Annotated in this window: 13 protein-coding genes; 4 read left to right on the top strand and 9 right to left on the bottom strand. The window is 43.7% G+C overall.

Going from position 1 to position 16,022, the window contains the following annotated elements; genetic code table 11:
* Positions 1-262: 262 nt before the first annotated feature.
* From ACPEH5_RS14765 to ACPEH5_RS14780, 4 genes are all read left to right on the top strand, one after another.
* On the top strand, positions 263-1,948 hold the full coding sequence (locus ACPEH5_RS14765) for a sensor histidine kinase (protein WP_048605862.1): 1,686 nt from the start codon (positions 263-265) through the stop codon (positions 1,946-1,948).
* 18 nt (positions 1,949-1,966) lie between these two features.
* Positions 1,967-2,683, top strand: a complete 717-nt coding sequence (btsR, locus tag ACPEH5_RS14770; RefSeq protein WP_042845734.1) for a two-component system response regulator BtsR — start codon at positions 1,967-1,969, stop codon at positions 2,681-2,683.
* A 159-nt stretch (positions 2,684-2,842) separates the two neighbouring features.
* Positions 2,843-3,112 carry a hypothetical protein gene (locus ACPEH5_RS14775; RefSeq protein ID WP_071548690.1) on the top strand — a complete coding sequence of 90 codons (270 nt, stop codon included), beginning with the start codon at positions 2,843-2,845 and terminating at the stop codon, positions 3,110-3,112.
* A gap of 97 nt (positions 3,113-3,209) precedes the next feature.
* Complete coding sequence (locus tag ACPEH5_RS14780; protein WP_264403010.1) at positions 3,210-3,341, top strand: hypothetical protein; 132 nt, start codon at positions 3,210-3,212, stop codon at positions 3,339-3,341.
* 209 nt (positions 3,342-3,550) lie between these two features.
* Here ACPEH5_RS14780 and ACPEH5_RS14785 read toward each other — a convergent pair whose 3' ends face one another.
* The 9 genes from ACPEH5_RS14785 to rimP all read right to left on the bottom strand — a co-directional run bounded on the left by ACPEH5_RS14785 (position 3,551) and on the right by rimP (position 15,788).
* A complete protein-coding gene (locus tag ACPEH5_RS14785; protein ID WP_281110875.1) occupies positions 3,551-5,476 on the bottom strand; it encodes a DEAD/DEAH family ATP-dependent RNA helicase in 1,926 nt (641 codons plus the stop codon).
* A gap of 170 nt (positions 5,477-5,646) precedes the next feature.
* Positions 5,647-6,564, bottom strand: a complete 918-nt coding sequence (gene nlpI, locus ACPEH5_RS14790) for a lipoprotein NlpI (protein WP_225833090.1) — start codon at positions 6,562-6,564, stop codon at positions 5,647-5,649.
* A 97-nt stretch (positions 6,565-6,661) separates the two neighbouring features.
* The gene (gene pnp / locus ACPEH5_RS14795) at positions 6,662-8,785 is read right to left on the bottom strand and encodes a polyribonucleotide nucleotidyltransferase (protein WP_048605846.1); all 2,124 of its coding nucleotides are present in this window, start codon (positions 8,783-8,785) and stop codon (positions 6,662-6,664) included.
* A gap of 399 nt (positions 8,786-9,184) precedes the next feature.
* Positions 9,185-9,454 carry a 30S ribosomal protein S15 gene (gene rpsO, locus ACPEH5_RS14800; protein WP_004905890.1) on the bottom strand — a complete coding sequence of 90 codons (270 nt, stop codon included), beginning with the start codon at positions 9,452-9,454 and terminating at the stop codon, positions 9,185-9,187.
* 112 nt (positions 9,455-9,566) lie between these two features.
* Positions 9,567-10,520, bottom strand: coding sequence for a tRNA pseudouridine(55) synthase TruB (truB, locus tag ACPEH5_RS14805; RefSeq protein ID WP_042845737.1), 954 nt, complete (start codon positions 10,518-10,520; stop codon positions 9,567-9,569).
* Positions 10,520-10,930, bottom strand: coding sequence for a 30S ribosome-binding factor RbfA (gene rbfA, locus ACPEH5_RS14810; protein ID WP_042845738.1), 411 nt, complete (start codon positions 10,928-10,930; stop codon positions 10,520-10,522). Before rbfA ends, truB begins: the two co-directional genes overlap by 1 nt.
* A 111-nt stretch (positions 10,931-11,041) precedes the next feature.
* Positions 11,042-13,780: a translation initiation factor IF-2 gene (gene infB / locus ACPEH5_RS14815; RefSeq protein ID WP_042845740.1), complete on the bottom strand. Its 2,739-nt coding sequence runs from the start codon at positions 13,778-13,780 to the stop codon at positions 11,042-11,044.
* Positions 13,781-13,803: 23 nt separating this feature from the next.
* On the bottom strand, positions 13,804-15,312 hold the full coding sequence (gene nusA, locus ACPEH5_RS14820) for a transcription termination factor NusA (protein WP_042845741.1): 1,509 nt from the start codon (positions 15,310-15,312) through the stop codon (positions 13,804-13,806).
* Between the two features lie 23 nt (positions 15,313-15,335).
* Positions 15,336-15,788 (bottom strand): ribosome maturation factor RimP, encoded by a 453-nt coding sequence (gene rimP, locus ACPEH5_RS14825; protein ID WP_042845961.1) that lies wholly within the window; start codon positions 15,786-15,788, stop codon positions 15,336-15,338.
* Between the last annotated feature and the right edge of the window lie 234 nt (positions 15,789-16,022).

Below are 16,022 nucleotides of genomic sequence, written 5' to 3' on the forward strand. Positions count from 1 at the left end.
CGTGCACATGACGAGCCATGCTCTAAATAGTTCGCATTGTGGGTAGGCGACGAGGAAACGAGGCCCTAGGAGCATACAGTAGTATGTGACTAGGGTGAGATGACAAAGTCAACACCCCATAACGTGCACATGACGAGCCATGCTCTAAATAGTTCGCATTGTGGGTAGGCGACGAGGAAACGAGGCCCTAGGAGCATACAGTAGTATGTGACTAGGGCGAGATGACAAAGTCAACACCCCCACAATGTGAAATATGACGAGCATGTACGAATTTGATTTAATATTACTCCTACTCCAGCAAATGTGCGTCTACCTTGTTATCGCATGGGCGCTCAGCCGCACCCCACTCGTCATTCCCTTATTGAAAGTCACTATCCGCTTACCCCACAAGGTGATGTGCTACCTGATTTTTTCCGTATTTTGTATTATCGGGACATATTTTGGCTTACATATCAATGATTCCATTGCCAATACTCGGGCAATTGGTGCGGTATTAGGTGGGCTACTTGGCGGCCCTGCTGTCGGGTTTGCCGTTGGTTTTACTGGCGGAATACACCGTTATTCATTAGGAGGGATGAGTGCATTTGCTTGCATGGTTTCGACCATTGTCGAGGGGCTCATTGGTGGCTTAGTCCATCGTTACTATATGAAACGTGGCGAAATTAATAAAATTTTTAACCCAGTTACTGCCAGTTGTGCGACTTTTGTAGCTGAAGTCCTACAAATGCTGATTATTCTATTACTTGCGCGCCCTTTCGATGAAGCCCTTGAGCTGGTGAGAAGTATTGTCGCACCGATGTTAGTCGCTAACACCATTGGTGCAGCCATGTTTATTCGTATTCTACTCGACCGACGCGCAATTGTTGAAAAATACACCACCGCTTTTTCCGCACAGGCCCTTAAAATTGCCTTAACGACCGAAGGTATTCTACGTAAAGGCTTTAATGCGGATAACAGCATGAAAGTTGCCAAAATTATTTACCAAGAACTGGAAATTGGAGCTGTTGCCATTACCGATCGCGAAAAAATACTCGCCTTTATTGGTATTGGGGCAGACCACCACCGACCTGGAACACCAATCTCATCGACACAATCAAGACAAGCCATTGATAATAATGAGGTTGTCTATGCCGATGGGAATGAAACACCGTATAAATGTTCCCTCAGCCCAACTTGTAAACTTGGCTCGGCACTCGTCATTCCCCTACGAGGCGAAAATGACCGAGTGATTGGGACCATAAAACTCTATGAAGCCAAAAATAGCCTATTTAGCTCAATCAACCGTACATTAGGTGAAGGGATTGCCAGCTTGTTTTCAGCTCAAATTTTGGCAGGGCAATACGAACGCAATAAACAATCGCTGCTACAATCAGAAGTAAAATTGCTCCATGCCCAAGTAAACCCTCATTTTTTATTTAATGTACTCAACACGTTGCAGGCCGTGATCCGCAAAGACAGCCAACAAGCGGGGCAATTAGTGCAATATATTTCGACCTTTTTCCGTAATAACTTAAAACGTCCGGAACAAAATGCCACTTTGGGAGAAGAAATTGAACATATCAATGCTTACTTACAAATAGAAAAAGCTCGTTTTCAAGAAAACTTACAGATTTACATCGACATTCCAGAGGAAGTTAAACATGTTGAACTCCCTGCATTTACCTTACAACCTCTTGTTGAAAACGCAATTAAACACGGCACCTCACAGTTATTAGAGACGGGATATATTACAATACGTAGTTATATCGGTAGCGAACACGTCTATATTGAAATTGAAGACAACGCAGGGCTCTACCAATCTGCGAAGCAAAGTGATGGCTTAGGGATGGGCTTGGTCGATAAACGTTTGCGTTTAAAATATGGCGAACAATACGGCATTAGCGTAGAGCATGAGCCAGAAAAATTCACACGAATGAAAATCCGCCTACCGTATTTGGCGGCACCATAATAATGATAATGTAACCCTATGAATGTATTAATTGTTGATGATGAACCACTTGCGCGGGAAAACGTCCGTTGCCTCCTCGAAGAACACGATGATATTGAAATCATTGGCGAATGTGCCAATGCGATAGAAGCTATTGGGATAATCCATAAAAAAAAGCCTGATGTGGTCTTTCTCGATATCCAAATGCCGCGCTTAACTGGCCTTGAAATGGTGCGCATGTTAGATCCTGAAGACCGCCCCTATATTGTCTTTCTAACCGCTTTTAATGAATTTGCTATTCAGGCTTTTGAAGAACATGCTTTTGATTATTTATTAAAACCCCTTGAGCCAGAAAGATTGGAGAAAACATTAAGCCGGCTCCGTCAAGGTAAACAAAAACAAAACCTTGAGCTACTGGGTAATAATGAACCACTTAAATTTATTCCGTGTACTGGTCATAGCCGTATTTATTTGATGAAACTCGATGAAGTATTGTATGCAACTTCTCGTTTGAGTGGCGTCTACGTCATGAGTACACAAGGGCAAGAAGGCTTTACTGAACTCACATTACGCACCTTAGAAACTCGTACACCGCTAGTGCGCTGCCATCGCCAATACTTAGTCAATATGACCCAATTAAATGAAATTTTATTTGGCGATAGTGGGCAAGCCGAGTTAGTACTTAGCTCTGGCGAACGCATCCCCGTTAGCCGCCGTTACCTCAAACCACTAAAAGAGGCATTGGGTTTGGTCTAAATGGCTCTTCGACTTCTCACACATGCACTTGGTGTATAAATTAATAATAAATTTGTACATCAAAACAATTTTTCTATAATCAGAAACATAAGTTCAAAAAACACACAATACGTTATTCTGTATTCCGTGTTGTGTGTTCACCATTTATAGGAACAAAATATATCTAATACAATGTCGCAAAAAGCAGCACGTGAAGGCCTTGGTAACCCTGAGCTCTTTAAGGGGGGCGTTTTTGTAACAAAAAATGGGCAGTCTGAGCTTTTTATTCAAACTAGTGTGGAACGTGAAATAGAGCTAAAAGAAAGAGAAAGAGAGCGCCAAGCAAATGCACTGCTAAAATTGGTGATGGCAGCAAAAGATGATGTTAAAAATAAAAGAACCTTATCACCAGAAGAAGCGCTAGAAAAATTACGTGCAGCAAGAAAATAATGAAAGGAAATTGTGATGGAACAACCATATACGGTCACCCTCGCAGAAACTGCATTATGGTCACTACAGGATGTAGAATCGTTTAAAAATCAATTTTATGAGTAGTATTCAAGCTGCAGCGTTTGTTGATGAGCTACTTCTATCATCCGTAAAAGCAACATCAGAAGATCCTAAACCTTATCGCCCAAATCAAATGTTAGCCGATAATGGTCTACTTATTCGAGAATGAATCGATATAACTAGCCAATATCGCTGTTTATATGAATTTGATAAGCAAACAAATAACGTCGTTATCCTACTTTTTATTAGCACAGCACAAGATTTAGAAAAAGCGCTTTATTGCCACTATATACTTAAATAAAAATGACTAATAAAAAAACCCGCACTTCAAAGTACGGGTTTCGTTTTATTGGGATTAAACTCCCCAAAACCTAGCTATTACGCGTTATGGCTGCTGCTACGACGACGAGGTGCCGCATTAGTACCATCTTGGCGAGGTGCTGCATTGCCACGGTTACCACCGCCACGGCGTTCACCACCACCGTTGCTACGACGCTCACCACCACGGTCATTGCGACGACCTGCACCGAAACCTCCCTCGCTACCACCTTCACGACGAGGACCACCACGACGCTCACCACCGCCACGACGCTCAAACGGTTGTGCATCACCAATCAGTTGCATTTGCATTGGTTTATTTAATACACGTGCACGGCTTAAGTGAGTTAACACTTCGCTTGGCATACCTTTTGGTAACTCAATGGTTGAGTGAGTACCAAACAGTTTGATATTACCAATATAACGGCTACTGATGTCCGCTTCGTTAGCAATCGCACCAACAATATGACGAACTTCCACACCGTCATCGCGACCAACTTCGATACGATACATTTCCATATCGCCAACATCACGGCGCTCACGACGACCGCCACGCTCCCCACGCTCTGCACGGTCAAAACCATTACCATTGCTATTGCGGTCACGACGGTCACCACGGCGCTCATCACGGTCGTTGAATTCACGACGCGGACGACGAGGTGCATCTGGTGGTAGGATCAGGGCGCGTTCGCCTTGAGCCATTTTCAGTAACGCTGCTGCTAGAGTTTCCATATCAACATCTTCTGATGGAGACATTTTCGCTAACAGTGAACGATATTGGTCTAAATCGCTGCTTTCTAATTGTTGCTGGATTTTTTCAGCAAATTTTTCCTGACGACGTTGACTTAACAAATCTGCATTTGGCAGTTCAACTTCAGGAATAGTCAGTTTCATCGTACGTTCAACGTTACGTAACAGGCGACGCTCACGGTTCTCAACGAACAGTAAGGCACGGCCCGCACGACCTGCACGGCCAGTACGACCAATACGGTGAACATAAGACTCAGCATCCATAGGGATATCATAGTTAACGACTAAGCTAATACGCTCAACGTCTAAACCACGAGCTGCCACGTCAGTCGCAATCAAGATATCTAAACGACCATCTTTCAGGCGCTCTAATGTCTGCTCACGCAGAGCTTGGTTCATGTCACCATTCAGCGCTGCGCTGTTATAGCCGTTACGCTCTAATGCTTCTGCGACTTCTAATGTTGCATTTTTAGTACGGACGAAAATAATCGCCGCATCAAAATCTTCTGCTTCTAAGAAACGAACCAACGCTTCATTTTTACGCATACCGTAAACAGTCCAGTAGCTTTGAGCAATGTCAGGACGTGTGGTAATGCTTGCCTGAATACGAATCTCTTTAGGTTCTTTCATAAAGCGACGCGTAATACGGCGAATTGGCTCAGGCATTGTCGCAGAGAACAATGCGGTTTGGTGCTCTGCTGGAATTTGGCCCATGATGTTTTCAACATCTTCAATAAAGCCCATTCGTAGCATTTCATCAGCTTCGTCTAAGACTAAGCCTTTTAATTTAGAAAGATCTAAAGTACCACGCTTCAGATGGTCAAGAAGACGGCCAGGTGTACCCACAACGATTTGTGGACCTTGGCGTAACGCGCGCAATTGCACGTCATAACGTTGGCCACCGTATAGAGCAACGACGTTAACGCGGCTCATATGTTTAGAGAAATCGCTCATCGCTTCAGCTACCTGAACAGCCAACTCACGAGTTGGTGCCAGAACTAAAATTTGCGGAGCTTTTAAATCTGGGTCAATGTTTTGCAGTAATGGCAAACTAAATGCAGCGGTTTTACCACTACCGGTTTGTGCCATACCTAATACATCGTTACCATCCATTAACAATGGAATACATTGTTGCTGGATTGGTGATGGTTTTTCGTATCCCAGGTCGTTCAGTGCTGTCAAAATAGATGCTGATAAACCTAAATCAGCAAAAGAAATATCGGTCTCAGTAGTCATGTAAAGGTGCCTCATACATAATGGCAGCCAGTTTACATAACCATGCGAAAATCATTTCGGTCATTTTCATTTAAAATGTGAACTGGCTCAAATTGTGTTTATTAAACGAACAAATAGGCCGTCACCCCGAGGGATGATGACTTAAAAATTAATCATGAAATGTTCGTCAGCTATTGCTGGCCCGATTCTAAAAGGTCGTCTTGTTCTTGGCCTAACAGCGCCAATTCCAACAATGCATAGCGGTGTTCAACAAAGCTGTGAGCGTTGTTAGCTACCGTCAGTTTGAATAACGCAACTGCGCTATTCTTATCCCCCAGACTTAGGTAATGCTTACCTAAATAGAAGTTAGTTTCACTGAGATGCTCAGCGAGCGAAGTGTTATCCGTAGACGTTTCTTTCAAACGCTCCATCAATGTTGTTTCATTGATATTGCCAAGATAGAATTCTACGATATTCCAGCCCCATTGCCCTTTCTCCGCTTGGTTGTAACGAGCAGCAAGATTATCTTGTGCCGTACGCGGGTCTATGTCTTTTTCTACAAGATAAAGCCATAAAACACGAAAAGGATCATTTGGATCTATCTGATAATACGCCAGCAGATCATCCTGCGCTAGTTTGTACCGTTCACCGTAATATAAAGCGATGCCACGATTCATCCGCGCGAAATTGTAAGTTGGATCAAGCTCTAAAACAGAATCAAACGCTTCATAGGCAGCATCATAGTTCCCTGCCTGCGTAAAATATATCCCTAAAAAATTAAAAACTTCAGGAATATCAGGACGTATGGCTAACGCAGTTGAAAAATCATTACGCGCCAGCGCCCTTAAACCTAGACTATCATACAACACACCGCGCTCATATAAAAGCTGTGCGTATTCGTCATCGGTTAAAGACCGGCTCGCAAGGATTTGTTCCATACGAGCCAATATCACTTCTTGTTGCAATGAAGGTTGAAGTGGAACGGCAAAAACCTCGTTCTTTCGCCAATCTTTGCTGCTACATCCAATAATAACAAAAAAGATAAGCGCCAAGAGCACACGCGGTAACGTGCGATAATCTCTTACCCGAAGACAGATACTGTTCAACATACTCCGCCCTTACATTACCACGCATTTACAACAAATTATGGTTTCAGCAAATTTAGGCTGATAGCGCTCTAAACAAATAGAGCGCAGCTAGGTCAACTTATTCTGCTGAGTCCTGAGGTTGCGAACTTGGTTCCTCAGTTGCTACCGCTTCTTTCATGCTAAGGCGGATACGGCCTTGACGGTCGATTTCTAATACCTTAACTGGGACTTCTTGACCCATTTGCAGATAATCAGTCACTTTCTCAACACGCTTATCTGCGATTTGAGAAATGTGTACTAGACCTTCTTTACCGCCACCAATAGCAACGAATGCACCAAAGTCAACGATACGAGTCACTTTACCTGGGTAAATACGACCAACTTCAACTTCAGCAGTAATATCTTCAATACGGCGAATGGCTTCTTTCGCTTTGATACCATCAGTTGCAGCAATTTTCACTGTACCATCATCTTCGATTTCAATCGTAGTGCCTGTTTCTTCCGTTAATGCACGGATGACAGAACCACCTTTACCGATGACATCTTTAATTTTGTCTGGATTGATACGAATCGTATAGATACGTGGTGCAAATTCAGAGATTTCTTCGCGAGGACCATTAATAGCTTGTTCCATCGTCCCCAAGATGTGCAAACGTGCGCCTTTCGCTTGGTTCAAAGCAACCTGCATAATTTCGCTGGTAATCCCTTCGATTTTGATATCCATTTGCAGTGCACTGATACCATCACGGCTACCGGCAACTTTAAAGTCCATATCACCTAAGTGGTCTTCATCACCTAAAATGTCAGATAGGACAACAAAATCGTCACCTTCTTTCACCAGCCCCATTGCAATACCAGCAACAGCAGCTTTAATTGGCACACCTGCATCCATTAATGCGAGTGAAGCGCCACAGACAGAAGCCATAGATGATGAACCGTTAGATTCAGTAATTTCAGATACAACACGGACAGTATATGGGAAATCTGCGTGATCTGGCATTACAGCTAACACACCACGTTTCGCTAAACGACCATGACCAATTTCACGACGTTTCGGTGAACCTACCATACCAGTTTCACCAACAGAGTATGGAGGGAAGTTATAATGGAATAAGAAACGGTCAGTGTATTCGCCCATTAGCTGGTCGATAACCTGTGCATCACGCTCTGTACCTAAAGTTGCAGTTACCAGTGCCTGAGTTTCACCACGTGTGAACAATGCAGACCCATGAGTACGTGGCAGAACACCGGTACGCACATCAAGTGCACGAACCATGTCTTTTTCACGACCATCAATACGAGGTTCACCACGGATAACACGGCTACGTACAACTTGTTTTTCTAAGTTACCTAAAATATCAGCAACTTCAGAAACATCAACGTTTTCATCTTCAGCGACTAATGTAGCAATGACTTCATCTTTGATTAAATCAACTTGCGCGTAACGTTCTTGTTTCTCAGTAATGCGGTAAGCATCACCCATACGGCTTTCTGCTAATGCCGCAATGCGGTCATTTAATGCTTGGTTAACTGGCTCTGGCTGCCAATCCCATTTTTCTTTACCTGCTTCTTTGACCAACTCATTGATGTTTTGAATAACAATTTGTTGTTGGTCGTGGCCAAATACGACCGCACCTAACATTTGTTCTTCGCTTAACAAGTCAGCTTCAGATTCAACCATTAAGACCGCGTTATTGGTACCTGCAACCACTAAATCTAAACGGCTGTTTTTCAGCTCATCAGCTGTTGGGTTAAGAACATATTGGTCATTGATAAAACCAACACGAGCAGCACCGATTGGGCCATTAAATGGCGTGCCAGACAGCGCAAGAGCTGCAGATGCACCGATCATCGCAACGATGTCAGGGTTAACTTGTGGGTTAACAGACACAACTGTAGCAATGATTTGAATTTCGTTTAAAAAACCTTCTGGGAACAGAGGGCGCAGTGGACGGTCAATTAAGCGTGCGATTAACGTTTCGCCTTCACCAGGACGACCTTCACGACGGAAGAAACTCCCTGGGATACGGCCTGCTGCGTATGTACGTTCTTGATAGTTAACAGTTAAAGGGAAGAAATCTTGACCTTCTTTAACTTTCTTCTGAGCAACCGCAGTAACAAATACCGCAGTGTCATCCATGTTAACCATAACAGCGGCTGTCGCTTGACGCGCCATCATTCCCGTTTCAATCGTAACGGTATGTTGACCATATTGGAATTTACGAACAATAGGATTTAACACAATATTACCCTTTTTGTAAGGCTATCTGAGCATCTCGGATAGCATTGGCTTATTCTTCCTACAGCCTCGCGACTAATGAGAAGATTGATATTCAAGTCATCAATGTTCTCATTAGCCGCGCGAATCGGATGTAGCGAAGAGGCATTATTAAAACAACTAATTACAAACCATAGCTTAACATTTAAGTTAAGAACAATTCGAGTATTACTTCAACTTTCAAAATAACTTTTAGAAGAAAAGGGGCCTGTGGCCCCTTTTCTCTGAAACTGACTCTACTCGTCATACTTCAAGTTGCAACGTTGTTGACTACACTCACTCGTACTAGTCACATACTGATGTACATTCCTAGCCACTCACTCATTGGTCGCCTAGCCGCAACTGGAATTATCTAGAGTAAGATTAGCGGCGCAGACCTAAACGCTCAATCAGAGCAGTGTAGCGTGCGATATCTTTACCTTTCAAGTAAGCTTGTAAGCGACGGCGTTGTGCAACCATACGCAACAGACCACGACGGCTGTGGTGATCTTTTTTGTGCTCTGCAAAGTGGCTTTGCAGATGGTTGATTTGTGCAGTCAGCAGAGCGATTTGTACTTCGCTTGAACCAGTGTCATTTTCACCGCGGCCGAACTCAGCAACGATTTTAGCTTTCGCTTCATTACTTAGAGACATAATAAACTCCAAAATGATTAATGTAAGTGATGAGAGCCAATCTCTAATTTAGCATCTCAAGATTAAGCGCCGCTATTCTACGCTGCTTATAACAGCAAAGCAATAAGCGCCACTATGCGGATTGTTCATTTTCCACAACCAAACGCTTTGGTGCCACACGGCCATCTTCGCTAATCAGAGCAATACCGATAAAACGCTGCTCTTCACCGCAAGTCACTCGGACCATGTCCCCTTCAATGAGACCTTCAACATTCGCCCTAACAGGTTGACCCTGTTTAAAGTAAGCCGCTGTTTCTTCAGTAATATTGATAGCTGGGAAATGAACAACTGCGGTATCCATTGGCAATAACAAGCTATCCAGTAATGATTCAAAAGAACCTTCTCCTGCATCTACTTGTGCCCGCAAAGCGGCTAATTGCTCTAATGTTACCATGCGCTCATATGGGTAATTAGCGACTTGAATACGCCGTAGATAAATCACATGAGCGCCACAGCCTAACATTTCGCCTAAATCATCAACAATAGTACGAATATAAGTCCCTTTCGAGCAATGAATTTCCAGTTCTAACTCATTATTTTCTAAACGAATAAACTGTAGTTCATACACAGTAATTGGGCGGGCTTCACGCTCAACCGTAATCCCTTTACGTGCATATTCATACAATGGACGACCTTGGTGTTTTAATGCGGAATACATCGAAGGTACTTGCAGTGTATCGCCTCGGAAAAACGCTAAGGCGTCATCTAACTGTTGCGGCGTAAACTCAACGTTACGCTCGCTGATGATTTCGCCATGAGAATCCGATGTATCAGTACGTTGACCTAAACGAGCTACTACACGATAACGCTTATCTGAATCGAGTAAAAATTGGGAAAACTTCGTTGCTTCACCAAGGCAAACGGGCAACATACCTGTTGCTAACGGATCAAGCGCCCCTGTATGCCCAGCTTTATTAGCATTAAAAAAGCGCCGCACTTTTTGCAGCGCATCATTAGAAGAAATATCCGTAGGTTTATCCAGCAGCACTACACCGTCGATATCACGGCCGCTACGACGACGCCCCATTATTTTTCCTCTTTATCATCTGCATCAGCACGACGTTTTTCATCATCGCGAATGACATTCGAAACGAGGTTAGACATACGCATACCATCAACCAAAGAACTATCATAAGAGAATGTCAGTTCAGGAATAACACGTAAGCGCATGGCTTTACCTAATAAAGAACGAATAAAACCTGAAGCTTCATTCAGCGCTTTAATGCCTTCTTTTACCATATCAGACTCATGTTCTTCATGAGAGATATTTAAAAACGTAACGAATACTTTACCGTATGCCAAGTCCCTAGACAGTTCAACACCAGAAACCGTTGCCATACCAATGCGAGGATCCTTCACTTCACGTTGCAAAATGATTGCAATTTCTTTTTGCATTTCTTGTGCAACGCGCTGAGAACGACTGAATTCTCTTGCCATTGTTCTATCTCCTGACAAATTGGGGGGCTAAGCCCCCCAATGGAAAATAAAGTATGAAGATATTTACCCGCTTCGCTTTATAACAAAGTGATATTACGGGTATCTATAAAATTAACCGTCGATCGAACGCTTAACTTCAATAACTTCGAAGACTTCAATCATATCGCCGACACGAACATCGTTGTAGTTCTTAACACCGATACCACATTCCATGCCGTTACGAACTTCAGCAACATCATCTTTAAAGCGACGCAGAGACTCTAACTCACCTTCGTAGATAACCACGTTGTCACGCAGTACACGAATTGGGTTATTACGCTTGATGGTACCTTCTGTAACCATACAACCTGCAACAGCACCAAATTTCGGTGATTTAAATACATCGCGGACTTCTGCAAGACCAATGATTTGTTGTTTGTATTCAGGTGCCAACATACCGCTCATTGCTTGTTTGATTTCATCAATCAAGCTATAGATAACGGAATAGTAACGTAAATCAACGCTTTCACTTTCAATGACACGACGCGCAGATGCATCTGCACGGACGTTAAAGCCAAGAATGATAGCATTTGATGCCGCTGCTAATGTTGCATCTGTCTCAGTGATACCACCAACGCCAGAACCGATGATTTTAATTTTAACTTCATCAGTTGACAGTTTCATCAGAGAGTCAGTGATCGCTTCACAAGTACCTTGAACGTCAGTTTTCAGCACGATATTCAGTTCAGAAACTTTACCTTCTTCCATGTTCGCAAACATGTTTTCCAGTTTAGATTTCTGCTGGCGCGCTAATTTAACATCGCGGAATTTACCTTGACGATATAGAGCAACTTCACGGGCTTTTTTCTCATCACGAACTACTGTCGCTTCATCACCAGCAGATGGGACGCTTGATAGCCCCAAAATTTCAACTGGCATAGAAGGGCCTGCAGATTGAACTTCTTTACCTAATTCGTTACGCATTGCACGAATACGGCCATATTCAAACCCACATAAGACGATATCGCCTTTGTTCAGTGTACCTTCTTGAACTAAGATAGTTGCCACTGGGCCACGACCTTTGTCTAAGTAAGATTCAACAACAACACCGCTTGCCATTCCTGCATAAACTGCTTTCAGTTCTAAAACCTCAGCTTGCAGTAAGATAGCATCCAGTAGGTCATCAATACCTGTACCTTTCTTAGCTGATACGCTAATGAACTGAGTATCACCACCCCAATCTTCGGAAATAACACCGTATTGAGATAACTCATTTCTGACGCGGTCTGGATCAGCTTCTGGCTTATCGATTTTGTTGACTGCAACCACAATTGGTACACCCGCTGCTTTCGCATGCTGAATAGCTTCAATTGTTTGTGGCATAACACCATCATCGGCAGCAACAACAAGGATAACGATATCCGTTGCTTGAGCTCCACGAGCACGCATAGAGGTAAACGCGGCGTGACCTGGGGTATCTAAGAAGGTAATCATACCTTTATCGGTCTGTACGTGGTACGCACCGATATGCTGAGTAATACCACCGGCTTCACCTGATGCCACTTTCGTTGAACGAATGTAGTCAAGTAAAGACGTTTTACCATGGTCAACGTGACCCATAATAGTAACAACTGGTGCGCGTGGTTCTTGTAATGCAGAGCCTGTATCACGGTCATTCATTACCGCTTCTTCTAGCTCATTTTCACGACGCAGAATAACTTTGTGACCCATTTCTTCTGCAACAAGCTGTGCAGTTTCTTGGTCAATCACTTGGTTGATAGTCGCCATAGCGCCCATCTTCATCATTGTTTTGATGACTTGAGAGCCTTTAACCGCCATTTTATTAGCAAGTTCGCCTACAGTGATCGTTTCACCAATGATAACATCGCGGTTTACCGCAGCAGCTGGCTTAGTAAAGCTTTGCTGTAAGGAACTGCCTTTACGTTGTTTACCTTTAGTACGACCTGAACGACCTGCTGCACGCTCTTCTTCGCGATCAGCTTTCTCTGAAAGCTTGTTACCTTTTTTCTGGCGAGGTGCTTTAGCGGTACGGTTACGAGAACGACGGCCTTCTTCTTTCGCATCATTTTCATCTTCAGCGGCACGAGCGTGCGTAGAAGTGGTTGTATGATAATCGCTGTCTTCTTCAGTTTTAGTTTCAGCCGTCCATTTTTCGCCATTTTCTTCAGCCATTTTACGGGCTTCTTCAGCAACACGACGCGCTTCTGCTTCAACTTTACGTTGAGTTTCTTCTTCAGCTTTGCGTTTTAGCTCTGCAGCTTCAGCTTCACGGCGTTGTTTGTCGGCATTAGTTTCAGACGATTTGCCTGCTTTTTGATGATTTTCGCTTGGTTTCACTTTTTCTCTTTCCGCTGCTTCGCGCGTAGCTTTATCTGCTGCTTCACGTTTTGCTTTATCTTCGGCATCACGTTTTGCGTTTGCTTCTGCTTCGCGTTTTGCAGCTTCTTCTGCTAATCGCTTAGCTTGTGCTTCACGTTGTGCCAGTTCTTCAGCTTCGCGCTGTGCCTGCTCTTCCGCTTCACGCTGTGCCTGCTCTTCCGCTTTCGCTTCTTCAGCGTCACGGTTCACATAAGTGCGTTTTTTGCGGACTTCAACATTTACCGATTTGCTTTTGCCACCGGTGACCGGAACACTCAACGTACTACGAGTTTTACGTTGTAGTGTTAACTTACTTGGCTGACCCGCCGCCCCGCCTTGTTCGCGGTTTAGGTGGTTCAGTAAAGCTTCTTTTTCTGACTGGCTAACAGAGTCATTCTCACTTTTTTTGATCCCTGCTTCAGCAAATTGCTGTACCAGGCGATCAACTGTGATTTGAATTTCCGTTGCCAATGTTTTTACAGTTTCTGTCATGCCGTTCCTTCCTGCTACAGTGTTTACGCATCGTTACCGAACCAGCAAATATTACGTGCGGCCATGATGAGCGTACCTGCTTTCTCATCATCCAGACCTTCAATATCAATCAGGTCGTCGATGCCCTGCTCAGCAAGATCTTCCAGTGTACAGATTCCACGAGTAGCCAAGTTATAGGCAAGAGTACGATCCATACCGTCAAGATTCAACAAATCTTCTGCTGGCTGATTATCACCTAGGCTCTCTTTTTGAGCCAACTCAATTGTGGTGAGGGCAGCTTTCGCTCTTTCACGTAGAACTTCAACGGTATCTTCATCAAGACCGTCAATTTCCAGAAGTTCATTAATAGGCACGTAAGCCAGTTCTTCTAACGTAGAGAAGCCTTCTTCAACAAGTGCAGTGGCGAACTCTTCATCAATATCAAGATGCTTGGTGAATGTATCAATAGAAGCATGTGCTTCTGCCTGATGTTTTGCATTTAGCTCTTCTGCGGTCATGACATTCAGTTCCCATTTGTCATCACCACGGTGTTTTTTCAGCAACTGAGCAGCTAGACGAACGTTTTGACCGTTACGCCCTATTGCTTGTGCCAAGTTACTGCTTTCTACGGCAACATCCATCGTGCATTTGTCTTCATCGACGACGATAGATGCAACATCAGCCGGAGCCATTGCATTAATAACGAACTGAGCTGGGTTATCATCCCATAACACAATATCGATTCTCTCGCCGCCTAACTCACTAGAAACGGCTTGAACTCGCGCACCACGCATACCAACACAAGCACCAACTGGGTCGATACGTTTATCGTTAGTTTTTACAGCGATTTTTGCACGAGAACCTGGATCACGCGCAGCGGCTTTAATTTCAATAATTTCTTCGCCAATTTCAGGCACTTCAATGCGGAATAATTCAACCAACATTTCCGGGCGAGAACGCGTAACAAAAAGTTGTGCGCCGCGAGCTTCAGGACGGACATCATACAGGACTCCGCGTATGCGGTCACCTGGGCGGAAGTTTTCACGTGGCAACATATCTTCACGCAGAATAACCGCTTCAGCGTTATTACCTAAGTCTAACGTGATGTTTTCACGGTTAACTTTCTTCACTTGAGCAGTGATAATTTCGCCTTGTTGCTCACGGAATTGGTCAACAACCATAGCACGTTCAGCTTCACGAACTTTCTGAACAATAACTTGTTTTGCAGTTTGTGTTGTAATGCGGTCAAACACAACAGATTCGATCTGGTCTTCAACATACTCACCTAGTTGCAGTGCAGGGTCTTCGTATTGCGCTGCTTCTAATGTGATTTCGCGAGTTGGCATTGTCACTTCATCGACAATTAACCAACGACGGAACGTATCAAAATCACCGGATTTACGGTCAATCTCAACACGAACATCGATTTCTTGCTCATATTTCTTTTTGGTTGCCGTCGCTAATGCCGTTTCCAGAGCCTCGAAGATTTTTTCACGAGGGAGGGATTTTTCGTTAGAAACCGCTTCTACAACAGCCAGAATTTCTTTATTCATCCTAGTTGCCTCATTGAACTTTATTAAAAGTGGGGTACCAAGTTAGCTTTCTGGATGTTGCCGAGGGCGAACACCTCATCCTTACCATCTACAGTAACCGTAATCATTTCACCGTCTACGGCTTTGATAATTCCTTGCCATTTACGGCGGTTCTGCATTGCTATACGCAAAGTTAACGCCACCTCTTCACCAACAAAACGCTCGTAATGAGCGACTGTGAATAATGGGCGCTCAAGCCCAGGTGACGATATTTCAAGGTTATAAATAACAGAAATTGGATCTTCGACATCCAATACTGCACTAACCTGATGGCTGACATCAGCACAATCGTCAACAGTGATGCCTTCTTCACTATCAATGAAGACACGCAGTGTCGATGTGCGACCACGGACAAACTCTAAGCCAACAAATTCAAAGCCTAGCGCCTCCACAGGTGCTGAAATCATCTCTGTTAATTGCTGTTCTAATGTGGACAAGCCCACCCCCAGACATAAAAAAAGGGCTATAAAAGCCCAGTTAATTCGATTGTCAAATAACAAAAAACCCCGAAATTCGGGGCTTTATGCAACTGGACCCTGTAGTGCACGGGTTCACCATATTCTTATTATACCTGCAAAGTCTAGAGAAATCGATGAGAAATTTTGGGAGCTATTAGATAACTACACTTGATTGCTACATCTGACAACAACTCTGACTACGATACTGACAAG

This window comes from Providencia sp. NPDC089933, assembly GCF_049545585.1.
Classification (GTDB): domain Bacteria; phylum Pseudomonadota; class Gammaproteobacteria; order Enterobacterales; family Enterobacteriaceae; genus Providencia; species Providencia huashanensis.

Coding starts and splice junctions, on each gene's coding strand:
- ACPEH5_RS14765 (WP_048605862.1), top strand. CDS start 263: ATGTACGAATTTGATTTAATATTACTCCTACTCCAGCAAATGTGCGTC.
- btsR (WP_042845734.1), top strand. CDS start 1,967: ATGAATGTATTAATTGTTGATGATGAACCACTTGCGCGGGAAAACGTC.
- ACPEH5_RS14780 (WP_264403010.1), top strand. CDS start 3,210: ATGAGTAGTATTCAAGCTGCAGCGTTTGTTGATGAGCTACTTCTATCA.
- ACPEH5_RS14785 (WP_281110875.1), bottom strand. CDS start 5,476: ATGACTACTGAGACCGATATTTCTTTTGCTGATTTAGGTTTATCAGCA.
- nlpI (WP_225833090.1), bottom strand. CDS start 6,564: ATGTTGAACAGTATCTGTCTTCGGGTAAGAGATTATCGCACGTTACCG.
- rpsO (WP_004905890.1), bottom strand. CDS start 9,454: ATGTCTCTAAGTAATGAAGCGAAAGCTAAAATCGTTGCTGAGTTCGGC.
- truB (WP_042845737.1), bottom strand. CDS start 10,520: ATGGGGCGTCGTCGTAGCGGCCGTGATATCGACGGTGTAGTGCTGCTG.
- rbfA (WP_042845738.1), bottom strand. CDS start 10,930: ATGGCAAGAGAATTCAGTCGTTCTCAGCGCGTTGCACAAGAAATGCAA.
- infB (WP_042845740.1), bottom strand. CDS start 13,780: ATGACAGAAACTGTAAAAACATTGGCAACGGAAATTCAAATCACAGTT.
- nusA (WP_042845741.1), bottom strand. CDS start 15,312: ATGAATAAAGAAATTCTGGCTGTTGTAGAAGCGGTTTCTAACGAAAAA.